The organism is Comamonas humi (genome assembly GCF_054782535.1).
The window spans coordinates 148,738-172,214 of record NZ_BAAGSH010000002.1 but is presented as its reverse complement, the minus strand read 5'-3'; the positions used below and the strand labels follow the sequence as shown (position 1 = coordinate 172,214).

At 69.1% G+C, this 23,477-nt stretch carries 20 protein-coding genes; 14 read left to right on the top strand and 6 right to left on the bottom strand.

Features of this window, described 5'->3' with window-relative positions; all coding sequences use genetic code 11:
* Window positions 1-37 precede the first annotated feature (37 nt).
* From ACYVKR_RS01190 to ACYVKR_RS01145, 10 genes are all read left to right on the top strand, one after another.
* Entirely contained in the window at window positions 38-439 is a 402-nt protein-coding gene (locus ACYVKR_RS01190; protein WP_460478880.1) for an endonuclease domain-containing protein, read from the top strand.
* Window positions 432-1,631, top strand: a complete 1,200-nt coding sequence (locus ACYVKR_RS01185) for an acetyl-CoA C-acetyltransferase (protein WP_460478879.1) — start codon at window positions 432-434, stop codon at window positions 1,629-1,631. Before ACYVKR_RS01190 ends, ACYVKR_RS01185 begins: the two co-directional genes overlap by 8 nt.
* A 76-nt stretch (window positions 1,632-1,707) precedes the next feature.
* Window positions 1,708-2,538: an acyl-CoA thioesterase gene (locus ACYVKR_RS01180; RefSeq protein WP_460478878.1), complete on the top strand. Its 831-nt coding sequence runs from the start codon at window positions 1,708-1,710 to the stop codon at window positions 2,536-2,538.
* Between the two features lie 121 nt (window positions 2,539-2,659).
* A complete protein-coding gene (locus ACYVKR_RS01175) occupies window positions 2,660-3,442 on the top strand; it encodes an enoyl-CoA hydratase (protein WP_460478877.1) in 783 nt (260 codons plus the stop codon).
* A 168-nt stretch (window positions 3,443-3,610) separates the two neighbouring features.
* Window positions 3,611-4,759 carry an efflux RND transporter periplasmic adaptor subunit gene (locus ACYVKR_RS01170; protein WP_460478876.1) on the top strand — a complete coding sequence of 383 codons (1,149 nt, stop codon included), beginning with the start codon at window positions 3,611-3,613 and terminating at the stop codon, window positions 4,757-4,759.
* A 12-nt stretch (window positions 4,760-4,771) separates the two neighbouring features.
* Window positions 4,772-7,882, top strand: a complete 3,111-nt coding sequence (locus tag ACYVKR_RS01165) for an efflux RND transporter permease subunit (protein ID WP_460478875.1) — start codon at window positions 4,772-4,774, stop codon at window positions 7,880-7,882.
* Window positions 7,863-9,131 carry a TolC family protein gene (locus ACYVKR_RS01160; RefSeq protein ID WP_460478874.1) on the top strand — a complete coding sequence of 423 codons (1,269 nt, stop codon included), beginning with the start codon at window positions 7,863-7,865 and terminating at the stop codon, window positions 9,129-9,131. Before ACYVKR_RS01165 ends, ACYVKR_RS01160 begins: the two co-directional genes overlap by 20 nt.
* Window positions 9,132-9,226: 95 nt before the next feature.
* Window positions 9,227-9,934 (top strand): response regulator transcription factor, encoded by a 708-nt coding sequence (locus ACYVKR_RS01155; protein ID WP_460478873.1) that lies wholly within the window; start codon window positions 9,227-9,229, stop codon window positions 9,932-9,934.
* Window positions 9,931-11,385, top strand: coding sequence for a sensor histidine kinase (locus ACYVKR_RS01150; RefSeq protein ID WP_460478872.1), 1,455 nt, complete (start codon window positions 9,931-9,933; stop codon window positions 11,383-11,385). The genes ACYVKR_RS01155 and ACYVKR_RS01150 overlap by 4 nt, the downstream gene beginning before the upstream one ends.
* Window positions 11,378-12,100, top strand: coding sequence for a uracil-DNA glycosylase (locus tag ACYVKR_RS01145; RefSeq protein ID WP_460478871.1), 723 nt, complete (start codon window positions 11,378-11,380; stop codon window positions 12,098-12,100). Before ACYVKR_RS01150 ends, ACYVKR_RS01145 begins: the two co-directional genes overlap by 8 nt.
* Before the next feature lie 33 nt (window positions 12,101-12,133).
* Here the strand turns inward: ACYVKR_RS01145 and ACYVKR_RS01140 are convergent, their stop codons facing one another.
* The 4 genes from ACYVKR_RS01140 to ACYVKR_RS01125 form a co-directional block, all read right to left on the bottom strand.
* Window positions 12,134-12,862, bottom strand: coding sequence for a TetR/AcrR family transcriptional regulator (locus ACYVKR_RS01140; RefSeq protein WP_460478870.1), 729 nt, complete (start codon window positions 12,860-12,862; stop codon window positions 12,134-12,136).
* Between the two features lie 87 nt (window positions 12,863-12,949).
* A complete protein-coding gene (locus tag ACYVKR_RS01135; RefSeq protein ID WP_460478869.1) occupies window positions 12,950-14,173 on the bottom strand; it encodes a hypothetical protein in 1,224 nt (407 codons plus the stop codon).
* A complete protein-coding gene (locus ACYVKR_RS01130) occupies window positions 14,173-15,435 on the bottom strand; it encodes a sulfotransferase family protein (protein ID WP_460478868.1) in 1,263 nt (420 codons plus the stop codon). Before ACYVKR_RS01130 ends, ACYVKR_RS01135 begins: the two co-directional genes overlap by 1 nt.
* A gap of 44 nt (window positions 15,436-15,479) precedes the next feature.
* Window positions 15,480-16,250: an SDR family NAD(P)-dependent oxidoreductase gene (locus ACYVKR_RS01125; RefSeq protein ID WP_460478867.1), complete on the bottom strand. Its 771-nt coding sequence runs from the start codon at window positions 16,248-16,250 to the stop codon at window positions 15,480-15,482.
* A gap of 187 nt (window positions 16,251-16,437) precedes the next feature.
* On the opposite strand from ACYVKR_RS01125, the gene ACYVKR_RS01120 reads away from it, so the two are divergent.
* Entirely contained in the window at window positions 16,438-17,460 is a 1,023-nt protein-coding gene (locus ACYVKR_RS01120) for a zinc-dependent alcohol dehydrogenase (protein WP_460478866.1), read from the top strand.
* A 50-nt stretch (window positions 17,461-17,510) separates the two neighbouring features.
* Here ACYVKR_RS01120 and ACYVKR_RS01115 read toward each other — a convergent pair whose 3' ends face one another.
* Together ACYVKR_RS01115 and ACYVKR_RS01110 are read right to left on the bottom strand one after the other, a co-directional pair.
* Window positions 17,511-19,034 carry a zinc-binding metallopeptidase family protein gene (locus tag ACYVKR_RS01115; RefSeq protein ID WP_460478865.1) on the bottom strand — a complete coding sequence of 508 codons (1,524 nt, stop codon included), beginning with the start codon at window positions 19,032-19,034 and terminating at the stop codon, window positions 17,511-17,513.
* A 75-nt stretch (window positions 19,035-19,109) separates the two neighbouring features.
* Window positions 19,110-20,021, bottom strand: coding sequence for a LysR family transcriptional regulator (locus ACYVKR_RS01110; RefSeq protein WP_460478864.1), 912 nt, complete (start codon window positions 20,019-20,021; stop codon window positions 19,110-19,112).
* A 132-nt stretch (window positions 20,022-20,153) separates the two neighbouring features.
* Here ACYVKR_RS01110 and ACYVKR_RS01105 point away from each other — a divergent pair, with 132 nt between their 5' ends.
* The 3 genes from ACYVKR_RS01105 (at window position 20,154) to ACYVKR_RS01095 (ending at window position 23,477) form a co-directional block, all read left to right on the top strand.
* On the top strand, window positions 20,154-21,155 hold the full coding sequence (locus ACYVKR_RS01105; RefSeq protein ID WP_460478863.1) for a Bug family tripartite tricarboxylate transporter substrate binding protein: 1,002 nt from the start codon (window positions 20,154-20,156) through the stop codon (window positions 21,153-21,155).
* A gap of 2 nt (window positions 21,156-21,157) precedes the next feature.
* Complete coding sequence (locus tag ACYVKR_RS01100) at window positions 21,158-22,759, top strand: gamma-glutamyltransferase family protein (RefSeq protein WP_460478862.1); 1,602 nt, start codon at window positions 21,158-21,160, stop codon at window positions 22,757-22,759.
* Window positions 22,760-22,991: 232 nt separating this feature from the next.
* Window positions 22,992-23,477, top strand: a complete 486-nt coding sequence (locus ACYVKR_RS01095; protein WP_460478861.1) for a carboxymuconolactone decarboxylase family protein — start codon at window positions 22,992-22,994, stop codon at window positions 23,475-23,477.

Sequence of the window (23,477 nt, the reverse complement as noted above, 5' to 3'; positions counted from 1 at the left end):
TCGCGCGCTGCGGCAGGGCGCCACGGATGCAGAGCAATTGCTGTGGCAGCACCTGCGTGGCAGGCAACTGGCTGGCTGCAAGTTCCGCCGCCAGCACCCGGTGGGGCCGTACGTGCTCGACTTTGTCTGCCTGGAGCATGGGCTGGCGGTCGAGCTGGACGGCGGGCAGCATGCCGACCCGGATGCGCAGCAGCGCGATGCGCACCGCACGCACTGGCTGCAGCAGCAAGGGCTGCGGGTGCTGCGATTCTGGAACCATGAGGTTCTGCAACAAACAAGCGAGGTGCTGGAGCAGGTGCTGCTGGCCCTCACCCCGGCCCTCTCCCGCCCGCGGGAGAGGGAGGAAAGCGGCTCACGCTGCATCGACTCCGCTCTCACCCCAACCCTCTCCCGCTCGCGGGAGAGGGAGGAACAACCAAGGACAAGCGACCATGACTAAGCAACTCCAAGACGCATACATCGTTGCCGCCACGCGCACGCCCATCGGCCGTTCGCACAAGGGCTTTTTTCGCAACTACCGGCCCGACGACCTGCTGGCCACCACGCTGAAGGCGGTGATGGCCCAGGTGCCGGGGCTGGACCCCGCGGCCGTCGAGGACGTGATCTGCGGCTGCGCCATCCCCGAGGCCCAGCAGGGCCTGAACGTGGCGCGCATCAGCGCAGTGCTGGCCGGGCTGCCGGTGAGCGTGGGCGGCATCACCGTCAACCGCTTCTGCGCCTCGGGCATCTCGGCGCTGGCGATGGCGGCCGACCGCATCCGCGTGGGCGAGGCCGACGTGATGATCGCCGCCGGCGTCGAGAGCATGAGCATGGTGCCCATGATGGGCAACGCGCCGTCGCTGTCGCCCACCATCTTCGAGCGCAGCGAGGACTACGGCATCGCTTACGGCATGGGCCTGACGGCCGAGAAGGTCGCGCAGCGCTGGAAGGTGAGCCGCGAGGCGCAGGACGCCTTCGCGCTGCAGTCGCACCAGCGTGCCATCGCCGCGCAGCAGGCCGGCGAGTTTGCCGACGAGATCACGCCCATCACCGTCACCGACCGCGGCGTGGATCTGGCTACGCTGCAGGCCACCGCAGCCAGCCGCACCGTGAACCTGGACGAGGGCCCGCGCCCCGACACCTCGCTCGAAGGCCTGGGCAAGCTGCGCACCGTGTTCGCCGCGCGCGGCTCGGTCACCGCCGGCAACAGCTCGCAGACCAGCGACGGCGCGGGCGCGCTGATCGTGGCCAGCGAGGCCGCCGTCAAGCGCTACAACCTCACGCCGCTGGCGCGCTTCGTGAGCTTCGCCAGCAAGGGCGTGCCGCCCGAGATCATGGGCATAGGCCCGATCGCGGCCATCCCCGCGGCGCTGAAGGCCGGCGGCCTGCAGCTCGGCGACATCGACTGGATCGAGCTGAACGAGGCCTTCGCCGCGCAGTCGCTGGCGGTGATGAACGAGCTGGCGCTCGACCCGGCCAAGGTCAACCCGCTGGGCGGCGCCATCGCGCTGGGCCACCCGCTGGGCGCGACCGGCGCCATCCGCGCCGCCACCGTGGTGCACGGCCTGCGCCGCCGCAATCTCAAGTACGGCATGGTGACCATGTGCGTCGGCATGGGCCAGGGCGCGGCCGGCATCATCGAGCGCGTCTGACCGTGTCCGCCACCGGACGGCGGCCTCCGCCCTCCGGTGGTACAACGGCTGGTTTCCTTTATTGCAGGCACGAGCTATGACCTCTTCGGACCGCCACCCCATGGACGCCGCGCTGGCGCTGCAGCCGTCGGCCCCCAACCGCTACCGCACGCGCGCCAGCAAGGCCTACTGGAACATGGTGGGGCCGTATGGCGGCATCACCGCCGCGCAGATGGCGCAGGCCGTGCTGCAGCACCCCGAGCTGGTGGGCGAGCTGGTGTCCATCACCGTCAACTACGCCGGCCCGGTGGGCGAGGGCGAGTACACCATCGAGGCGCTGCCGGTGCGCACCAACCGCTCCACGCAGCACTGGATCATCACCATGCGCGAGCAGGATGCGGATGGCAACGAGTCCATCAGCACCACCGCCACGGCGATGACGGCGCTGGTGCGCGGCACCTGGTCCGACGACGAATGCGCGATGCCGCCGGCCCCGCCCGCGGCCGACATCGCGCCGGCCACGGTGGAGTTCCGCGCCGAATGGCTGCGGCGCTACAGCATGCGGCCGGTCGAGGGCAGCTACCCCGCCGTGTGGGACGAATCCACCCGCCCCAGCCGCACCCGTGTCTGGGTGCAGGACGAGCCACCGCGCCCGCTGGACACCCCCGCGCTGACCGCCTTGTGCGATGTGTTCTACCCGCGCGTGTGGCTGCGCCGCGCCAGGCGCGTGCCCTCGGGCACGGTGACCTTCACCGTCTACTTCCATGCCAGCGAGGCGCAGATCCGCGCCGTCGGCGACCAGCCGGTGCTGGCGCAGGCGCAGGGCCAGGGTTTCCGCGACGGCTTCTTCGACCAGACCGCCCAGGTCTGGGCGCCCGATGGTACGCTGCTCGCCACCAGCCACCAGCTGGTGTACTACAAAGAATAAAAAGCATAGCGGCTGGCGCTCACTGCCATTGGGTTATAGGTATAAAAATACCAAAAAACCAATGGTGACGAGCGCGAGAAGCTATCATTTTGATATTCACCATCACTTTCCGCATCCCATCATGACCATCGCATCCTCCTGCAGCGACATCCTGGCGCACACCGAAGACGGCATCTGCACCATCACCTTCAACCGCCTGGCCAAGAAGAACTCCATCACCGGCCCCATGTACCTGGCGCTGGCCGACATCCTGCGCCAGATCGACGCCAGCGACGCGGTGCGCGTGGCCGTGCTGCAGGGCGACCCGACGGTGTTCACCGCCGGCAACGACCTGGGCGACTTCCTGAACGGCCCCAAGGGCGGCGAAGAGTCGCCGCCCTTCGTCTTCCTGCAGGCGCTGGCCGCCTTCGCCAAGCCGCTGGTGGCGGCGGTCTGCGGCCCGGCCGTGGGCATAGGCACCACGCTGCTGCTGCACTGCGACCTGGTCTACGCGGGCGACAACGCCATGTTCTCGCTGCCCTTCATCAACCTGGGCTTCTGCCCCGAGGGCGCGTCCAGCCTGCTGCTGCCGCAGCTCATGGGCCACCAGCGCGCCTGCGAGGCGCTGCTGCTGGGCGACCCCTTCATGGCCGAGGCCGCGCTCGAAGTGGGCCTGGTCAACCGCGTGGTGCCGCCCACCGAGTGCAACGGGCTGGCCCAGGCCCAGGCGCGCAAGCTGGCGGCCAAGCCGCTGGCCTCGCTGCTGGCCAGCAAAAAGCTGCTCAAGAGCGCCCAGCTGCCCCAGGTGCAGCAGCGCATCAACGAGGAAGGCCAGATCTTCCGCCACCTGCTGCAGCAGTCCGCCGCCAAGGAGGCGATGACCGCCTTCCTGGAAAAGCGCAAGCCCAACTTCGCGGGTATGTAAGAAAAAGAGGGCGTGGCGCTTGCGGGTCAAGCGCTGGATGCTCTCTTTTTTGATTCACTCCCTGCCTTACCAAACCGTAATGCCGCCCGCCCGCCTTCCCGCATAGCATTGCCTCCCAATAGGGTGGCGTGGTCCGCCCGGCAAAGCGAGGCAAGGATGGACGGGAAAGTGAGACGCGGGCTGGCCGCGCGCCACATGCTGCTGGCACTGGTGTCGGCGGTGGCGGTCGCTGGTTGCAACGACCAGGGCAAGAACGAAGCCCCCAAGGACGAGGCGGCCGCGGCCGGCAAGCAGGCGGCCGAGCTGCCGCCCGGCCAGCTGCAGCTCAAGCCCGAGGCGCAGAAGATGCTGCAGATCGCCACGCTGGGCGGCGAGGGCAGCACGCAGACCGCGTCGGTGCCGGCGCGCGTCGCCTTCCAGGAAGACAAGGTGGCCGCGGCCACGCTGCCGGTCGAGGCGCGCGTGGTGTCGGTGCAGGCCCATGTGGGCGACATCGTCAAGGCCGGCGACGAGCTGGCCACGCTGGTCAGCCCCGAGGCGCTGCGCATGCGCTACGAGGTCGATGCCGCGCGCACCGCGAAGGAGCTGGCCGCCATCGAGGCCCAGCGCCAGCGCGTGATGATGGACAAGGGCGTGGGCGTGGAGATCGAGCTGCGCGCCGCGCAATCCAAGTTGCGCGAGACCTCGCAGGAGCTGGCGCGTGCCCAGGGCACGGCCGCGCTGCTCGGCTCGGGCAGCGGCGACAAGATCGTGCTGCGCGCCACCCGCGCCGGCGTGGTCGCCGAGCGCAATGCGGTGCCCGGCGCGTCGGCCGATGCCGGCTCGGCGCTGTTTTTGATTGGCGATCCGCGCGCCATGGGTGTGGTGGCCGAGGTCTTCGAGGGCGACCTGGGCCAGGTGCGTCCCGGCACCGCGGTGAAGGTCGAGGTGCCGCAGCTGTCGGCCACGCTGGCCGGCAAGGTGCGCTACGTGGGCGCGGCGCTGGACAAGGAATCGCGCCGCGCGCCGGTCTACGTCGAGCTGAACGAGCAGCGGCCCGAGCTGCGCACCGGCATGCAGGCGCGCGTGGAGCTGCCTGTAGGGGAGCAAGCCGCGCAGGCCCCGCTGCTGGTGCCGATCTCGGCCATCATCATCAAGGACGGCAACCGCTCGGTGGTCTTCGTGCAGGTGGCGGATGACCGCTTCGAGGCGCGCGACGTGCGCCTGGGCCGGCCGTTGCACGGCATGGTGCCGGTGCTCGACGGCCTCAAGGGTGGCGACAAGATCGTCGTGCGTGGCGGCCTGCTGCTGGACGGCGCTGCCAGCCAGCTGCTCTGACGGAGACGCCCCGTGTTGCGTTCACTGATTTCCTTCGTCGTGCACCGGCGCATGCTGGCGCTGTGCGCCACGGTGCTGATCGCCATCTATGGCGTGTATTCGTACCTGCAGACCGCCATCGAGGCCTACCCCGACGTGACTAACGTGCAGGTGGGCGTGATCGCGCAGGCCCCGGGCCTGGCGCCCGAGGAGGTGGAGCGCCAGATCACCCAGCCGCTGGAGCGCGAGCTCAACGGCACGCCGGGCCTGGTCTCGCTGCGCTCGGAGAGCTACTTCGGCCTGTCGATGATCAACCTCGTCTTCAACGACGATGCCGAGAGCTTCAAGGCCCGCGCCGAGGTGTCGCAGCGCCTGCCGCAGGCCGACCTGCCGCCGGGCGTGACGCCCGAGATGGCGCCCGACTACACGCCGCTGGGCAAGATCTTCTACTACCGCCTGCAGAGCGACCGCCACACGCTGGCGCAGCTGCGCACCGAGCAGGAATGGCATGTGACCCGCGTGCTCAAGCAGGTGCAGGGCGTGGCCGACATCGTCAGCGTGGGCGGCTTCGTCAAGGAGTTCCACGTCGAGGTCGATCCGGCCAAGCTCTACAGCCTGGGCCTGTCGCTGCAGGACGTGGCCGAGGCGCTGGAGAAGTCCAACCGCAACGTGGGCGGTGGCCTGATGCGCCGCGGCGAGCAGTCGCTGATCGTGCGCGGCATCGGCCTGCTCACCAAGCCGCAGGACATGGAGCGCGTGGTCGTCGCCATGCGCGGCGGCCATGCCGTCACCATCGGCGACGTGGCGCGCGTGATGCAGTCGCACACGCCGCGCCAGGGCTCGGTGGGCCAGAACGAGCAGAACGACATCGTGCAGGGCATCGTGCTGCTCAAGCGCGGCGCCAACCCCTCGGTGGTGCTGGACGAGATCCACGCCAAGGTCGCCCAGCTCAACGGCGGCGAGCTGCCCCAGGGCATGCAGATGGTCACCAACTACGACCGCTCCGACCTGGTGGGCCACACGCTGGCCACGGTGCAGCACAACCTGCTGTTCGGCGCCACGCTGATCGTCAGCGTGCTGTGGCTGGTGCTGCGCAGCCTGCGCGGCTCGCTGATCGTGGCCACGGTGATCCCGCTGTCGCTGCTGGTGGCCTTCATCGGCCTGCACTGGCTGGGCATGCCGGCGAACCTGATCTCGATGGGCGCGATCGACTTCGGCATCATGGTCGACGGCGCGGTGGTGCTGGCCGAGAATATCATCCGCAACGCGCGGCTGCGCAAGCCGCAGACGCAGCTGGACATGCGCCACATCATCATCGACTCTGCCGTGGCGGTGGCCAAGCCCACGCTGTTCGCGATGGCCATCGTGATCGCGGCGCTGATCCCGGTGTTCTCGCTGCAGAGCATCGAGGGCCGCATCTTCCGCCCGCTGGCCATGACCTACACCTTCGCGCTGATCGGCGCGCTGGTCTTCGCCATGGGCCTGGTGCCGGCGCTGTGCGCGCTGCTGCTCAAGCCCAAGCACGTGATGGTCGAGGAGCCCAAGGTCTTCGACGCCATGCACCACGGCTACGAGCGCCGCGTGGGCGCGCTGCTGGCCAACATCCGGCTGCGCTGGCTGGTGGCGGGCACGGCCATCGCCGTGCTGGCGGTGGCCGGCCTGTCGGTGCGCTGGCTGGGCACCGAGTTCCTGCCCGAGCTGGACGAGGGCGACGCCTACGTGCTGGTGCAGATGCCGCCGTCGATCTCGCTGGAGAAGGGCCAGGAGGTGCTGCGCGACGTGCGCAAGCGCCTGGGCAACTACCCCGAGGTGATCTCGGTCACCTCCGAGCAGGGCCGGCCCGAATCGGGCACCGACAACGAGACGCAGAACCTGGCCAAGGTGCTGGTGCGCCTCAAGCCCCACGGCCAGTGGACCAAGGGGCTGACCAAGCCGCAGCTGATCGAGAAGATGCGCGCCAGCCTCAGCGAGATTCCCGGCGTGGCCTTCAACTTCGCCCAGCCCATCCGCGACAGCGTGGAGGAGTCGACCTCCGGCGCGCGCGGCCAGGTGGTGCTCAAGGTCTTCGGGCCCGAGATCCCGCAGCTGCGCGCGCTGCTGCAGCAGACCGTGGAGCTGGTGCGCCCCATTGCCGGCGTGGTCGACCTGGGCCTGTACCGCGACGCGCCCGCGCCGCAGGTGCACGTGACCTTCGACCGCGACGCGCTGGCGCGCGAGGGCATCGCCATGGACACGGCGCAGAAGACGCTGGAGATGGCGCTGGCCGGCGACATCGTCACCACGCTGTGGGAAGGCCAGTACCCGGTGCCGGTGCGCGTGCGCCTGCCCTACGTGGACCGCATGGACGAGGCCCGCATCCGCGAGATCGCCATCCCCACGCCCAGTGGCCGTTCGCTGCCGCTGCATGCGCTGGCCGAGGTCAAGGTGGAGATCGGCAACTCGTCGATCTTCCGCGAGGGCAACGCGCGCTACATGGCGCTGAAGTTCAACGTCGAGGGCCGCGACATCGGCTCGGTGGTGAAGGACACGCTGGCCACCTTCAAGCAGAACGTCAAGGTGCCCGAGGGCTACCAGGCGGTCTGGGGCGGCGAGTGGGAGAACCAGCAGCGCGCCTCGGCGCGGCTGAAGGTGGTGGTGCCGCTGTCGCTGCTGATCGTCTATGCGCTGCTGTTCAGCGCGCTGGGCCGGGCGCGCAGCGCCGGCGTGATCATGCTGTGCGCGCCCTTCGCCATGGTGGGCGGTGTGGCGGCGCTGCACCTGACCGGCATCGAGCTGTCCATCAGCGCGGCCATCGGCTTCATCGCGCTGCTGGGCCAGGTGGCGCTGGTGGGCCTGCTGGTGCTGTCCGAGGTCGAGGAGCGCCGGCGCGCCGGCGTGCCGCTGCTGCGGGCCGTGGTGGGCGGTGCGGCCGAGCGCATGCGCTCGGTGATCCTGGTGGCGGTGCTGGCCTTGCTGGGCCTGCTGCCCATGGCCATGTCCACCGGCGTGGGCAGCGAGACGCAGCGGCCCTTCGCCTCGGTGATCGTGGGCGGCATGGTGCTGCTGCCGCTGATCGCGCTGGTGCTGCTGCCGGTGCTGTACGTGGCCCTGGGGCCGAAGACCATGATGACGCAGGAAGAAGAAGATGAGTTGCCGCAATCCTAGTTTTGCGCTGCTGGCGCTGTGCGCCGCGCTGGCGGCGCTGCCCACCGCCGCGCAGGAAGCGCGCGCGCCGGCGGCAGCCCCTGAGGCCGCCTCCGCTTCCGCGCCCGCGCAGATCACGCTGACCGAATACCTGCAGCTGGTGGCGCGCAACAACCCGCAGCTGATGGCGCAGCGCCTGGAGGTGAAGGCCGCCGAGGCCGACACCACGACCGCCGGCGCCTGGCCCAATCCCACGGTCTCGTACAACCGCCACCGCTTCGAGAACAGCGTGAGCGTCGAGCAGCCGCTGCCCATCTTTGGCCAGCGCTCGCAGCGCATCAAGACCGCGCGCCAGGCCGAGCAGGCCGCCGCCATGCAGGTGCAGGGCAATGTGCAGGAGCTGGTCAATGGCGCCGCCCATGCCTTCATCGAGGTGCAGATCGCGCAGCAGAAGCTGGCGCTGTGGCAGGCCGGGCGCGATGATTTCGCCAAGGCCGAGCGCGTGGTCAATGGCCAGATCGAGGCCGGCGCGCGCAGCCGCTACGACGGCGCCCGCGTCGCCATGCAGCGCGCCCAGGTCGAGGTGCAGCTCAAGAAGGCCAACGCCGAGCTGCAGGAGGCGGTGGTGAAGATGGCGGCGCTGGCCGCGATGCCGGCCTGGCGGCCGCAGGCCTTCGGTTCGCTCAAGCCGCTGCCGCCGCAGGCACTGGGCGGCTTCGATGCGCTGTGGGAGCAGGCCCAGGGCCGGCTGCCGGCGATCCGCACCGCCGATGCCGAGCTGGAGCTGGCGCGTCAGCAGGTGCTGCTGCAAAAGCGCGAGGCCATGCCCGCGGTGGCCGTCAACTACGGCCGCATCCGCAACCGCAACGACGGCAACTACAACCAGGTCGGCGTGTCGGTGGAGGTGCCGCTGTTCGACCGCAAGCAGGGTGCCATCGCCCGCGCCGAGGTCGGCGTGGTCCAGGCCGAGCACCGCCGCGAGGCCGCCGAGGTGGCCGCCAAGGCCGAGCTGGTGCGCAGCCTGCAGCAGCTCGACCTCAAGCGCGAGGCGCTGCGCGACTTCGAGGACAGCGGCATGGCCCAGATGGGTTCGCTGCGCCAGATGACCGAAGACGCCTACCGCCTGGGCAAGAGCAGCATCCTCGACCTGATCGACGCGCTGCAGACCCTGCACGAGCGCCGCATGGACCACCTGGACCTGACCAAGGAAATGCTCGAGGCCGAGTGGGAGCTGCGCCTGGCCAGCGGCAATGTGCCGGCGGTGGAGTGATGTTTTGAGCCAAATTGGCATTCAGCGCTTATCCATCAAGCGCTGAAAGCTATCATTTTGAGAGTAACACGCCCGCAACTGCTACCATCCGCACCATGCCCCACCGCTACCTCATCATCGAAGACGACGCGTTGAACGCCCGCTTCATGGCCGAAGGCCTGCGCCGGCAGGGCGCGGCCGTGACGGTCTGCCATGAGGGCGGCGAAGGCCAGCAGCTCGCGCTGGCCCAGCCCTGGGACGCGATCGTGCTCGACCGCATGCTGCCCGACGGCTTCGACGGCGTGAGCATCCTGCAGGCGCTGCGCGCCGCGGGGCGGCAGACGCCGGTGCTGGTGCTGAGCGCGCTGTCGGCCACGGACGAGCGGGTGCGCGGGCTCAAGGCCGGCGCGGACGACTACCTCTCCAAGCCCTTCGAGTTCTCGGAGCTGTCGGCGCGGCTCGACGCACTGCTGCGCCGCAGCCAGCAGCCGCCGCCGTCGCCCGAAATGTGGGTCGAGGACCTGCGCCTCGACCTGCTGTCGCGCTCGGCCGAGCGCGGCGGGCAGCCGCTGCTGCTGCAGCCGCGCGAGTTCCGGCTGCTGGCCTTCCTGATGCAGCACGCCGGCCAGATCGTGACCCGCACCATGCTGCTCGAATCGGTGTGGGACTACCACTTCGACCCGCAGACCAATGTGATCGACGTGCACATCAGCCGCCTGCGCAGCAAGGTGGACAAGGGCCATGCGCTGCCGCTGATCCACACGGTGCGCGGCGTGGGCTACAGCCTGTGCGCCCAGCCGCAGCAGCTCGGGGAGGGCGAGTGAAGCGCCCGCTGCCTCGGCCCTGGAGCTCGCTGGCCTTCCGGCTGGCGCTGAACTACGGCGTGCTGCTGGTGCTCACCGTGGCCATCGTGCTGGCCGTGTTCTACATGCAGATCGTCGGCGTGCTGCTGACGCGGCTGGACCAGCAGGCCTCGCTGCAGCTCAAGCGGCTGCAGGAGTACTCATACAAGCATGGCGTGGACGGGCTGCGCGAGGAGATTGAGTTCGTGCTGCGCGACGGCGTGGACAGCGACACCGAGATCCTGATCCTGATGGATGCCGACGGCACCCCCATCGTCGGCAACGCCCGGCCCCAGCCGGCGCGGGTGCTCAGCGGCATGGGCGTGCGCGACATCATGGTGGTGCGCCGCGGCAAGTTGGTGGAAGGACGCGTGGCCGTGGCCCGGCTGCCCGACGGCCACCTGCTGGCGGCCGGCAGCGACATGCAGGCCCAGCGCGACGTGGAGGCGCTGTTCAGCCGCGCCAGCACCATCGTGATCGCGGTGGCGCTGCTGATGGCGCTGGGCGGCGCGCTCACCTTCCGCCGCGCCGTGGAGCTGCGCGCCGGCGACATCCGCAACACCATGGCGCTGGTGGCGGCGGGCGACCTGCGCCAGCGCATCCCCGTGCAGCCCGGCCACCACGACGAGTTCACGCTGCTCAACCGCGACATCAACGGCATGCTCGACCGGCTGGAGCACCTGATGGACGGCATCCGCCACGTCTCCAACACCATCGCGCACAACCTGCGCACGCCGCTCACGCGCATCCTGCTGCAGCTGCGCGCCGCCGAGCACCAGCCGCCCGAGGCGCATGCCGCCACGCTGGCCGCCGTGACCCACGAGGTGGCCGAGCTGGGCGTGGTGTTCGACAAGCTGCTCGGCATCGCCGAGGTCGAGAGCGGCGCCGCGCGCGAGGCCTTCGGGCCGGTGGTGCTGCGCACCCTGCTCGAAGACCTGTGCGAACTGTACGAGCCCTTGGTGCAGGAGCAGGATGGCAGCATCGTGCTGCAAGTGCAGGGCGAGCCCACGGCCTGGGGCGACGCCAACCTGCTGGCCAGCGCGCTGGCCAACGTGCTCGAGAACGCCATCAAGTACGGTGCGGGCACCGATGGCCGGCTGCAGCTCGAGCTGCAGGCCAGCCTGCTGCCCGAGCAGGCGCTGCCCGAGGGCATGCCGCCGGGCAGCGTGCAGCTGCTGCTGCGCGACCACGGCCCTGGCGTGGCCGCCGAGGACCTGCCGCAGCTGGCCACGCGCTTCTACCGGGCCGAGCGCTCGCGGCAGGGCTATGGGCTGGGCCTGGCCAGCGTGCTCGCGGTGGTGCGGCTGCACGGCGGGCAACTGCTGTTCGAGCCCGCGGCGCCGGGCCTGGCGGTGCGCATCGTGCTGCCGGCCATACCGGTGGCCGCGGGCGCGGTGCAGCAGGCCGCCGGTATGATGCAGCCCCATGTCTGACGCACTCCAACACCCCGCCGACCAGCTCGATGCCGCAGCGCTGCAGGACCACCGCGTGGCGCCGGGCTGGCAGCCCGTCGTCGATGCCTTCTTTGCCAGCCCCAGGGGCCAGGCGCTGGAGCAGTTCCTGCTGGAGCGCCTGGCGCAGGGCGCGGTGATCTTCCCGCCCGAGCCGCTGCGCGCGCTCCGGCTCACGCCGCCGGAAGACACGCGCGTGGTCATCCTGGGGCAGGACCCGTACCACGGCCGCGGCCAGGCCGAGGGGCTGTCGTTCTCGGTGGCGCCCGGCGTGCGCCTGCCGCCTTCGCTGCAGAACATCTTCAAGGAGATGCAGCGCGACCTGGGCGTGCCGTGGCCGGCGTTTCCGAATCCCGGCGGCAGCCTGGTCAAGTGGGCCACGCATGGCGTGCTGCTGCTCAACACCTGCCTGACGGTGGAAGAGGGCCAGGCCGCCAGCCACTCCGGCAAGGGCTGGGAGCAACTGACCGACGCCGTCATCGCCCACATCGCCCAGGGGCCGCGCCCGGTGGTCTTCATGCTCTGGGGCTCGCACGCCCAGTCCAAGCGGGCCTTCATCCCGCAGGACCGCGGCCACCTGGTGCTGACCTCCAACCACCCCTCGCCGCTGTCGGCGCTGCGCCCGCCGGTGCCCTTCATCGGCTGCGGCCACTTTGGCAAGGCCAAGGCTTTCAAGGAAGCGCAGCAGGAGCAGTAACGGCTTGGGGGTGGCGCGCCCGCATGCCTGTGGCTAGGGCGCGTCGCCGGGCTGGGTCGATGCGCCGAAGCCGGCGAGTGCCGCCGTGGTTTCCGGTGAGGGCGGGGCAGAGAGCAGCCCGACCAGGCAGTCTTCCAGGTTCCGCACGAAAAGCGTCGAATGGAGCAGCGGGCTGGTTTTTCTGGCCTCCTGCAGCATCCGGCAATGGTCTGCGAGGCCGTGCAGCAGCAGCACGGCAGCGAGCATCAGGCGCTGTTCGGCCACCGGCTCGGGCAGGTGGGGGATGGCACCGAGCAGGAAGCGCCGCAGGCGGCCGACCTGCCTGAACTCCAGGGTGGTTGCGCGCAGATTCTGCAGCGACAGCGTGTGCATCGCCAGCAGCTGCGCATCGACGCGGATGAAATCCTTGCCGCCGTCCGGATCCTCGATCTTCTCGGTCATCGGCATCGCCAGCGCCTGGATCACCTCGCGCAGCGTGGCGGTTCCTCGCGTCTCCAATGCATCCAGGATTTCGTTGCGCCGCGCAGCGATGCCGGGCTCGTGCTTGTCGAGGATGGCCTGCAGCAAGCCATCCTTGTTGCCGAAATGGTAGTGCGTGGCATTCTTGTTGCGCTGGCCCGCGGCGAGATTGATATCGTTGAGCGAAACGCCATCGATGCCGTGCTCCGCAAAGAGCCGCTCAGCGATGGCGACGATCTTCGCGCGCGTGGCAACGCTGCGCAGCGCGAGGCGGTCGGTGTTTCGTGGGGGTGTTGAGGTCATCTGGCGCGCGCGGGATGGGCTGCGGTTCCGGCAGGGGAGGGCATCGTGTCCATGCGCCATTTTCACCGCATCCGTGGTGGCCTGCGCTCAGTCTGTCACCTCGCCGCTGATGATGGCGCTGTCCGCATCCAGGCAGGCGAACCCAAGGCGCTGGAGGGTGGCCGCAGCAACGCGATGCAGGGTGACGGATGGCGGCTCGCCCGCCGTTTTGATGAGCCGCAGGCTCATGCCGCCATGCACATGCTGGAAGGATGAGATCCAGTTGCCGCCGATGCCGGGGTCTTCGTCCGCGACGACAATGCGCACCGAGCCATCCGGCTCGTAGCGGGCGCGGAACTTGTTGACGTAACCCTGGCCGTCCTCATAGCAGTCCAGGTTCTCCTGCCAGATATTGCACAGCTGGAAGATCCAGTAGTCGCACGCCGGCGGCGTGAACTGGATGATGAGGGCGTCGCCAGCGGCCTTTTCCCAGGTCCCGAAGCCATGGTGCCTGTCTGGTACGCCGCCATTGCTCAGGTACACCGCGCGGCTGAAGCGGATGCGGTTGGGATGCCGGGACAGGTTGTCCTGCCACCAGCTGCGCACCAGCTCCGCATAGCCCAGCACGGCCTGCCCTGCCTTGGCGAGGCCGTCGCTCATTTCCGAGGCCAGGAGCGGGCGGGGTGTGGCGCCGTCCAGCCGCTCGATATGCATGCGTGGCGCCACGGTCTGCTCGCGCCGGTGGTAGACCGTGCGCACCAGAATGCCCACGCAGTCCGGCGTGATGCGCAGCCAGTTCGCGCCGCCGGCAGGCTGCTCCTGGCTCAGGATCACTTCGAAATTGCCTTCGGCATCGAAGTCGATCGCATCGCTGGGCAGAAAGCCGGTCGTGGTGAGCATGGCTGGGTCGAATTCGGCCAGCCCCGCCACGCCGCGCGGTGCCCAGTCGCGTGCTCCGATGTCCTGGGGCTGCCGGGCGCTCCAGGACGCCATGACGAAGTAGGGCAGCGTGCCGCGATTGCCGCGGATGCGGTAGCTGTGGCTGCCATCGACGAATTCCGCCAGCAGATGGTCCTGGTCGGGCGACTGGAAGTTGATGCTCTGCCGCCAGCAGGCATCGCGCAGCCGGGGCCGCTGCGGTTCGCAGTTTTCCACGAAGCGTTCGAAGCCGTTGCGCATCAGGCGTGTCAGGAAGCGATACCACTCCGTGCGGTCCAGCTCGTTGGCCTCGGCGCCGAAGGTGTCGACCATGTGGCCGGCACGCCGGATCGTCTCGCAAAAGTCATCCCATGCCTGCCCGGCCAGCAAGCGTTCCTTGGCCTGTCCTGCCATCATGCTTCTCCTGCGACGCGCTCCAGCCTGACCGAGAAGCGCTGGTAATAAAAGCCGAAGCGTTCGCGCACGGCGGCGATGTCGACACCAAAGTCCCGATGCAGGTCGTACGCCACGCGGCCATGCTTGCCGCGCGGGTTGGCGTCCATGTAGGCATTCAGGCGGGCCTGCGTCTCGCCGGTCAGCGGCAGGCCGGCCATGGCATACACCCGCGCCAACACTCCCTGCGGGTCGGCCATGTACTCGTCGAAGCGGACATCCATCGACTGTGCTGCGGGCCACACGTCGCGGTCACGGACACAGGCCTGCAGCAGATGCTCCACGCGGTCTATCCAGTAGCTGGCGAGCGCGCGCAGGTCGATCGAGTGGCGCCGGATTCTGTCGCCGTACGCAATCATGGTGATGGCGGACTGGAGTACGGCGACCGGGTCCCTGTGGGTGAATACCACCGTGGCGTCCGGGTAGGTCGCCCTCAGCGGCCGCAGGTTTTCCATGTGGGGCGGTGATTTCAGCACCCAGCGATCCGGGCCCTTCAACCAGGTGAGCGCCTGCAGCATGCGCCGTCCGTAGGCATAGTGGGGCGTCTGGTCGTGCGCATAGTAGTAGTCGCGCCAGCGGTGGGGCCGCGAGGTCCATTCCGGAAGATAGGACGAGAAGTCCGCGCCCTGGAGTTCGATGTCTTCATGGACATGGTCCGGCGCCATCTCGTGCATGGCGGGCATGAGCGGCAGCAGCGCTTCGAAGGCGCCCCACATCTGGCTTGTGCGGACCACGCGGGGATCGGGCGCCCCGGGGGCCGGGGTGTCCAGCGCGGCTGGGATGGGCTCCATGGTTTCCCACAGCGGCATGGAGCGAAGGCGTGGATCGGCCGCCAGCATGTTGACCAGGTTCGTGGTTCCAGAGCGTGGCAGGCCCGCGATGATGAGCGGCCTGTCGATCCGCTGCTCCCGGATTTCCGGATGGCGCTGGAGGAGGTCTTCGAGGCGCAGGCGTGCGCTGGCATGGCGCACGGTATCGGCGAACAGGCTGGCACGTCCAAGGGGGCCCAGGCCTTCGTCTTCGTCGAAGCTCTGCAGCCAGATGCGCAGGCGCTCGCGGAAGTCGTCGGCGCCGAAGTCGCTCAGTCCCGTGGCTTGGCGTGCGGCAGCCAGCACGGCTTCTTCGCTCATGGTCACGGGCTCGGCCGCGGCGATGGCTTGCTGCTGCAGCGGCGTCAGCCGAGGCGCTGCGAGGTCGTCGATATGAATGGTTTCAGGCTGCATGCGGGTACTCCGGGGCTGGGGCTTGGCGCGAAGGTTCATGAGGGTCAGCCGGCCACCGTGAAGCCACCGTCCACCGGCAGCGTCTGGCCGGTGATCCAGCTGGCGTCGGCGCTGGTGAGGAACAGCACGGGGCCGGCAATGTCTTGCGGCATGCCCAGCCTTCCTGCGGGCGTTCGCGCGAGCGTGGGCTGGGACCACTCGGGGTTCGCGATGGTGGCGGCCGTCATGCGGCTGGCGGTCAGCCCGGCGGCGACCGCATTGACGCGGATGCGGCCGCCCCAGTGCACGGCCAGGGCGCGTGTCAGGCCGACGACCCCGGTCTTGGCCGCGCCATAGCCCGGTACGACGTCAATGCCGAAATAGGAGCTCATCGACGCGATGTGCACGATCGAGGCGCCCCCGGCCAGGGTGCTTGCCAGCAATTGATCGGCGCAGCGATGGGCCATGCGGTATCCGCCGACGAGGTGCATCTGCACGGCACGCCCGAAGACGTCCGGCTCGTACTCGTCGAGCCCCAGGCTTGGCAGTGCGAAGCCGGCGTTGTTGATGAGGATGTCGAGGCCCGGGAGGGAGGCGGCCACCGCGTCGATGCTCCGCGCATCCTCGATGTCGAGCTGGCGGTACTGGTAACCCTCGAAGTCGCCTTCATAGGCGGCCAGCTCCGGGCGGGTTCCCGTGATCGTCACGTGAGCGCCGGCGTTGCGGTAGGCGGCGGCTATGCCGGCGCCGATGCCACTGGTGCCGCCTGTCACCAGTACACGGCAGTTTTGGTAGTCATGGCGGGCGTGGTTTTTGATGGGGTGTGGTTGCTGCATGGCGATCTGTATCGATGGCTTGTGCATCTTGTTAAATAAGGTGAGTTCATTATTTTATTTTTGATGCCTTTTGTCTATTGCCAATTTCTCATGGAATTCCCTAGTGATTTTTTGTGAATTACTTTTTATTGTTAAGTTGAATTCCTTAAATTTATGAAGGCAAGAAGATGGTTTTTGGAGGACAGCGATGAGACAGGTTCGGATTCATGCACCCGGTCAGTTCCGGGTGGACGACGTGGCAATGCCCATGCCGGGGAGGGACGACGCATTGATCCGCGTTGCCGCGTGCGGCATTTGCGGCAGCGATCTCGGCTACGTCAAGCTGGGCGGGGTTGCGGGCCCTTCGGGCGCGCCCATGCCGCTGGGGCATGAGCTGTCAGGCTACGTGGAGGCGGTGGGCGCGAATGTCCGGGGATTGACGCCTGGCATGCCGGTCGTGGTGAACCCCATGGCTGCCGGCAATCTCATCGGCAACGGTGGCCCGGAAGGCGGTTTTGCGCCTTGGCTGCTCGTGCGCAATGCGCGCCTCGGGGACGGTGTCCACGCCATTCCGGACGACCTGCCGCTCGGGGTTGCCGCGCTCACGGAACCACTGGCGGTCGCCATGCATGCCGTGAACCGTGCCCAGGTCAAGCCCGATGAGCGCGTCGTCGTATTCGGTGCCGGCCCGATCGGGCTGGGCATCGTGGCCGCGCTGCGCCATCGCGGCATCGCGGATGTGGTGGTGGTGGATCCGTCGGCGCTCCGTCTCGCCTTGGCACGCAGGCTGGGGGCCGATGCGGCGATCAACCCTGCCGAAGCTTCCGTCTCTTCCCTGCTGGCCGAGCGGCATGGCGGCGGCGAAATGTTTGGTTGGCCGGTGGTAGAGACGGATGTCTACATCGATGCTTCCGGCGCACCGTCCGTCATTCCGGACGTGCTGGGCATGTGCCGTCGCGGTGCGCGCCTGGTGGTGGTGGCCGTGCACAAGCAGCCCGTGGCGGTCGATTTCCGGATGGTGCTGGCCAAGGAGGTCAACATCACGGGGGCCATCGGGTATCCGGATGAGTTTCCCGAAGCCCTGGAGTTGCTGGCGCAGCGCGGGGCGGATCTCGGCGCCCTCATCAGCCATCGCTTTCCGTTCGATGACTTCGCTCAGGCATTCGCCGTCGCCGAGGACCCGGCGGTCGCGCTGAAAGTCATGGTCGAATTCCAGGCCTGCCCCGCCTGACCAGCCGGCGTCGCGCCCGCTGGTGCCAGGTGTCGGGGCCGCGGGGCGGCTCAGAACCGCTCGGTCAGGATGTTCGTCAGGCTGTGTACGCCGTCGAAGTAGTTGCCGATGCGCATATTCTCGTTGTTGCTGTGCTGGTTGTTGTCGGCGTTCACCAGCGGCACGATGACGAAGGGGATCTTCAGCGCCGACACGGCCGCGCCGGTGGGCACGGTGCCGCCCATCATGCGGATCTGCACCGGGTCGCTTCCCCAGGCCTTGCGCATGCCGCGGCGCAGCCATTCGCCCACCGGGGCGTTCAGGTCGGTGCGCACGGCCATGCTGGAGGCCGACACGCCGCCCATCTTCAGCGACGCCAGCTTGGGGTACTGCGCGCGGTCCTGCTCGGTGGGCTCGCCGGCCACCAGGTGGTAGCCCTGCTTTTCGATGTGGGTGCGCAGCAGCTGCTCCAGGCGCTCGGGCGGGGTCTCGGGCACGGTGCGCAGGTCGAGTTCGGCCACGGCCACGGCGGGCACCACGGTGCGGGCCTTGGCGCCCACCTCGGCGCTCTGCAGGCCGCGCACGTTCAGCGACGGGTACTGCATGGCCTCCTGGTAGTTGGCGCCGACCTTCTCGGCGGCGGCGATGCCCAGGCGCTTCGTGAGCGCGGCCTCGTCGTCGGGCACGGCCTGCATCACGGCGCGGGCCTGTTCGTCAAAGCGGATGCCGTCGTAGTAGCCGGCAATGGTCACGCGGCCGTCCTCGCCCTTCATGCTGGCCAGCAGCCGGGCCAGCGACTGCGCAGGGTTGGCGGCGTAGTTGCCGTAGTGGCCGCTGTGCAGGTCGCTGCGCGCGCCGTAGACGGTGACGGTGGCCTGGGCGATGCCGCGGTTGCCGAACACCAGCGTGGGCTGGTTGCTGGCGTGCATGGGGCCGTCCAGCACCAGCAGCGCGTCGGCCTTCAGCGCGGCCAGGTTTTCATCGATCACCTTACCCAGCGTGGGCGAGCCCTTTTCCTCTTCCGAGTCGAGGATGACCTTGAGGTTGGCGCTGGGCGCCACGCCCTTGGCGCGCAGCGCATCGAGGGCGGCGAGCAGCATGACGATGGGCGCCTTGTCGTCGGACGAGGAGCGCGCGAACACGCGCCAGTCGGGGTTCACGTCCTTGGACTGCAACTGGTCGAGCGCGATCTCGCTCCACTGGTTGTCACCGCTCTTTTGCTTGAGCACCGGCTGCCACGGGCTTTTCTGCGCCCACTCGGCGGGCTTGACGGCCTGGCCGTCCATGTGGGCATAGAGCAGCAGGGTCTTGCCGCTGGCGGGCGCGGCGTCCCAGGTGGCCAGCACCATGGGCTTGTCGCCATTGGCGAGCTGGCGCACGCTGAAGCCGCGGCGCTCGAAGGCCTTGGCGAACCACGCGGCGTTCTTCTGGATGTCGGCCGCCTCGGTCGCATCGTTGGGCAGGGCCAGCACTTCCAGCCATTCCTTGAAACTGGCCTGCGCGGCCGGGCGCGAGTCCTTGGCGTCGAAGCCCCAGCTGGCGCTGGCGGCGGCGGCCAGCGCGAAGGCGGCCAGGGCGGTGGAGGTCGGGCGCATACAGGGGCTCCTTGCTTGTCGTGAACGGGTAGGGGATGGGGCGGCGATTATAGGAAGCGGGCCTGGCGCGCTGGGTCACCAGGGCGTCTGCAGGCGCTGGCACAGCAGCGCCAGAAAGGCCTCGGCCGCATGTGGCAGCGTGCGGCCGGCCAGGGTCTGGACCTCGATGTCGCGCAGGTCCATGCCGGCGTCGGACAGCGGCCGCGCCGCCAGCGCGCCGGTGGCCACCAGGTGGCGCACGCCGACCTCGCTGGAGACGCTGACCCCGCCCTCATGCATCACGAAGTGCAGCATCGTCTTGGCCAGGTTGCTGACCAGGATGGGCTCCAGCGCCAGCTCCTGCCGGCTGCAGGCCATGTCGATCATCTGGCGCACCGTGGTCTCGGGCGGCGGCAGCGCCAGCGGGCAGCGCGTGAGCTCGGCCAGCGACACCAGGCGCTGGCGTGCCAGCGGGTGCGTGGGCGGCAGCACGGCCAGCACCGGCGCCGACTGGCGGTAGGCGACGCGGATGTCCTTCTCGGGCGCGAGGCTGAAGCGCAGGCCCAGGTCGGCCTCGCCGGACAGCACCTTCTGCGACACCTGGCCCGTGCCGCAGACCAGCACGTCGAAGCGCACGCCCTGGTTGCTGCGCCGGAACTCGGCGCACAGCTGCGGGACCAGCTCGTTGGCGAAGGCGTCGGAGGTGGCGATGCGCACGCTGCCGCGGCGCAGGCCCTGCAGTGCGTGGATGGCCTCGAGCGCGCGCTCGGCGTCCAGGCCCATGCGGCGCGCATGCTCGGCCAGGATCTCGCCGGCCGGCGTCGGCACCATGCCGCGCGCATGGCGCTCGAACAGCGGCGTGCCGAGTTGCGCCTCCAGCCCGGCGATCTGCCGGCTCACCGCCGAGGCCGCCACGTGCAGCCGCTGCGACGCCAGGCTCACCGAGCCGCACTGCGCCACCTCGTGGAAGTAGCGCAGTGCGGTGTCTTGCAGGTGGACGGCGGCCATAGCGTTGCTCAAAATCGTTGCTTGATGGAGGATTATTGCCGTATCGGCAAACGTGGTTTGCCAATTTGCTGGTAGTGCCCCGGGGCCATGCTGCCTAAGATGTGCGTTTCCCCTTCTTGAGGACGCACCGACATGCCAGCACTGCTGCCGCTTCGACGCCGCATTTCCCTGCTCCTGCCGCTGGTTGCGCTGGCAGCCTTTGCCCCGGGCGCCTCGGCGCAGGACGCCGCGGCCTGGCCCAAGGGCCCGGTGCGGGTGATCGTGCCCTTCCCGGCCAGCGGCGCGACCGACCTGGTGGCGCGGGTGATCGCCCAGCGCGTGTCGCAGGAGCTGGGCCAGCAGCTCGTCATCGACAACAAGCCCGGCGCCGGCGGCACCATCGGCGCGGGCGAAGCCGCCAAGGCCGCGCCCGACGGCTACACGCTGCTGTTCACCACCAGCAGCACGCACGCCATCTCGCCGCACCTGATGCCCCGGCTGGCCTACAAGGCGGACAAGGATTTCACCCCCATCGCCCACACGGCCGATGCGGCCAGTGTGCTGCTGGTCACGCCGTCGCTGCCGGTCAAGAGCGTGGCCGAGCTGATCGCCTACGCCAAGGCCAACCCCGGCAAGCTCAACTACGCCACCAGCGGCAACGGCACCATCGTGCACCTGAACAGCGCCGCCTTCGCCGCGCAGGCTGGCGTGCAGCTCACCCATGTGCCGTACAAGGGCACGGCGCAGTCCATCACCGACCTGGCCGCGGGCCAGGTGCACCTGCTGTTCGACTCGATCCCGACCGGCATGCCGCATGTGGCCAGCGGCCGGCTGCGCGCGCTGGCCGTCACCGGCGAGCAGCGCAGCGCGCTCGCGCCCAGCCTGCCCACGCTGGCCGAATCGGGCCTGCCGGGCTACTCGTCGGTCACCTGGTTCGGCGTCTACGGCCCGGCCGGCATGAAGCCCGAGCTGGTCAGCCGGATCAACCACGCCTTCAACCAGGCGATACAGAATCCGGAAGTGGCCGCCAGCCTCGCCAAGCAGGGCGTGGAGCCCGCGAAGGCGCAGACGCCGGCGCAGTTCGCCGCGATGGTGCAGGCCGACAGCGCGCGCTGGGCCAAGGTCATCAAGGACAACCACATCACATTGGAGTAAGCATGACGAACGTGATCAACGACTGGACGCTTCCCTACGCCTCGCGCCGCTCGCCGGTGCTGGGGCGTAACGTGGTCAGCACCTCGCAGCCGCTGGCCGCGCAGGCCGGCCTGCGCATGCTGCTGGCCGGCGGCAACGCCGTGGACGCGGCGCTGGCCGCGGCGATGACGCTCACCGTGGTCGAGCCCACGGGCTGCGGTATCGGCAGCGACGGCTTCGCCATCGTCTGGGACGGCCAGGAGCTGCACGGCCTCAATGCCTCGGGCCGCTCGCCCGCGGGCTGGACGCCCGAGTACTTCGCCCAGTTGGGCGGTATCCCGGAGAAGGGCTGGAACGGCGTGACCGTGCCCGGCGCCGTGTCGGCCTGGGTGGCACTGTCGCAGCGCTTCGGCAAGCTGCCTTTCGCGCAGGTGGCGCAGCCGGCCATAGCCTATGCACGCCACGGTTTCGTCGTCTCGCCCACCATCGCCACGCTGTGGGAGCTGGGCGGCAAGAAGCTCGGCGACCAGCCCGGCTTTGCCGAGTGCTTCCTGCCCGGCGGCCGCGCGCCCCGGGCCGGCGAAGTGTTCAAGAGCGAAGCCCATGCGCGCACGCTGGAGGAGATTGCCGCCACCATGGGCGAGTCCTTCTACCGCGGCGCGCTGGCCAAGAAGATCGCCGCGCATTCGCGTGCCTGCGGCGGTGTGATGACCGAGGAAGACCTGGCCGCGCACCAGGCCGACTGGGTGGGCACGGTGTCGCAGAAGTTTGGCGACTCGGTGATCCACGAGATCCCGCCCAACGGCCAGGGCATTGCCGCGCTGATGGCGCTGGGCATGCTCGACGAGCTGGGCGTTGGATCGCAGCCGCTCGACGGCGTGGACAGCGTGCACCTGCAGATCGAGGCCATGAAGCTGGCCTTTGCCGACCTGCACCAGTACAACGCCGATCTGGACCACATGCGCGTCACCCCCGCGCAGCTGCTGGACCGCGGCTACCTGCGCGAGCGCGCCCAGCTCATCAACCGCGAGACGGCCAGCGCGCCCAGCTACGGCGCGCCCCGGCCCGGCGGCACGGTCTACCTGGCGGCGGCCGATGCCAGCGGCATGATGGTCTCGTTCATCCAGTCCAACTACATGGGCTTCGGCTCGGGCGTGGTCGTGCCGGGCACGGGCATCAGCCTGCAGAACCGCGGCTGCGGCTTCACCACCGAGGCCGGCCATGCCAACGAGGTCGGCCCGCGCAAGCGCCCCTCGCACACCATCATTCCGGCCTTTGCCATGAATGCCGACGGCACGCCGCAAATGGCCTTCGGCGTGATGGGCGGCCCCATGCAAAGCCAGGGCCATCTGCAGATGGCCCTGCGCGTGCTGCGCTACGGCCAGAACCCGCAGGCCGCGGCCGATGCACCGCGCTGGCGCGTGACCGGCGGCAAGGGCGTGGCCGTGGAGCCGGCCTTCGATGCAGCCGTGGTCGAGCAACTGCGCGCCCGCGGCCACGAGGTCACCGTCGAGGCCGGCCACGGCGTGTTCGCCTTTGGCGGCGCGCAACTGGTGCTGCGCGACGGCGAGCACTACATCGCCGGCTCCGACCCGCGCAAGGACGGTTGCGCGGTGGGCTACTGACCCTGCCAGGTCATCGCACCAGAGAGTGCGATATTGATAGCTGCTGGCGCTTTTCCATCAAGGGTTTCAAATGCATTTGCATCTGAAGTGCTCATGGAGCAAGCGCCAGCAGCTATCTTTATTGAAAAACTGCTCCAAGGCAGCCGATGCCTGTCACAAACCGGGCCGCTGCCGCGTCTTGTGGGTAGAGGCCGCCATTCCGGCGGACCCGAACCCCTGCAGGAGCCTTTGCATGACCGACGCCACCAACCCCATCGCCATTCCCGTTCCGCGCCTGAATTTCGCCGCCACTGCGCCCGAGCTGTACAAGGCCCAGGCCGGCCTCAACGCGCAGATCGCGCGCTCCAGCCTGGGCGTGCAGCTGCTCGAGCTGGTCTACCTGCGCGTCTCGCAGATCAACGGCTGCGCCTTCTGCGTGGACATGCACGTGCGCGAGCTGCTGTCGCGCGGCGAAGACCTGCAGCGCATCAACAGCGTGGTCACCTGGCGCGAGGTGGACTTCTTCGATATGCGCGAACGCGCCGCGCTGAACTGGGCCGAGCGCTGCACGCGGCTGAGCCAGGCCCACCCGGAGCAGCAGGATTTCGACGTGCTGCGCCCGCACTTCAGCGACCGCGAGATCGTGGAGCTGAGCTACGCCATCGGCTGCATCAACGTCTGGAACCGCCTGTGCGTGGGCTTTGCCGCGCCGGTGGAGAAGAAGCCGATCACGGTTTGA

What these genes read in the sequence shown, in the direction of transcription:
- ACYVKR_RS01175 (WP_460478877.1), top strand. Translation starts at nt 2,660, where the DNA reads ATGACCATCGCATCCTCCTGCAGCGACATCCTGGCGCACACCGAAGAC.
- ACYVKR_RS01135 (WP_460478869.1), bottom strand. Translation starts at nt 14,173, where the DNA reads ATGGCAGGACAGGCCAAGGAACGCTTGCTGGCCGGGCAGGCATGGGAT.
- ACYVKR_RS01160 (WP_460478874.1), top strand. Translation starts at nt 7,863, where the DNA reads ATGAGTTGCCGCAATCCTAGTTTTGCGCTGCTGGCGCTGTGCGCCGCG.
- ACYVKR_RS01155 (WP_460478873.1), top strand. Translation starts at nt 9,227, where the DNA reads ATGCCCCACCGCTACCTCATCATCGAAGACGACGCGTTGAACGCCCGC.
- ACYVKR_RS01095 (WP_460478861.1), top strand. Translation starts at nt 22,992, where the DNA reads ATGACCGACGCCACCAACCCCATCGCCATTCCCGTTCCGCGCCTGAAT.
- ACYVKR_RS01180 (WP_460478878.1), top strand. Translation starts at nt 1,708, where the DNA reads ATGACCTCTTCGGACCGCCACCCCATGGACGCCGCGCTGGCGCTGCAG.
- ACYVKR_RS01120 (WP_460478866.1), top strand. Translation starts at nt 16,438, where the DNA reads ATGAGACAGGTTCGGATTCATGCACCCGGTCAGTTCCGGGTGGACGAC.
- ACYVKR_RS01125 (WP_460478867.1), bottom strand. Translation starts at nt 16,250, where the DNA reads ATGCAGCAACCACACCCCATCAAAAACCACGCCCGCCATGACTACCAA.
- ACYVKR_RS01110 (WP_460478864.1), bottom strand. Translation starts at nt 20,021, where the DNA reads ATGGCCGCCGTCCACCTGCAAGACACCGCACTGCGCTACTTCCACGAG.
- ACYVKR_RS01115 (WP_460478865.1), bottom strand. Translation starts at nt 19,034, where the DNA reads ATGCGCCCGACCTCCACCGCCCTGGCCGCCTTCGCGCTGGCCGCCGCC.
- ACYVKR_RS01100 (WP_460478862.1), top strand. Translation starts at nt 21,158, where the DNA reads ATGACGAACGTGATCAACGACTGGACGCTTCCCTACGCCTCGCGCCGC.
- ACYVKR_RS01185 (WP_460478879.1), top strand. Translation starts at nt 432, where the DNA reads ATGACTAAGCAACTCCAAGACGCATACATCGTTGCCGCCACGCGCACG.
- ACYVKR_RS01145 (WP_460478871.1), top strand. Translation starts at nt 11,378, where the DNA reads ATGTCTGACGCACTCCAACACCCCGCCGACCAGCTCGATGCCGCAGCG.
- ACYVKR_RS01105 (WP_460478863.1), top strand. Translation starts at nt 20,154, where the DNA reads ATGCCAGCACTGCTGCCGCTTCGACGCCGCATTTCCCTGCTCCTGCCG.
- ACYVKR_RS01140 (WP_460478870.1), bottom strand. Translation starts at nt 12,862, where the DNA reads ATGACCTCAACACCCCCACGAAACACCGACCGCCTCGCGCTGCGCAGC.
- ACYVKR_RS01130 (WP_460478868.1), bottom strand. Translation starts at nt 15,435, where the DNA reads ATGCAGCCTGAAACCATTCATATCGACGACCTCGCAGCGCCTCGGCTG.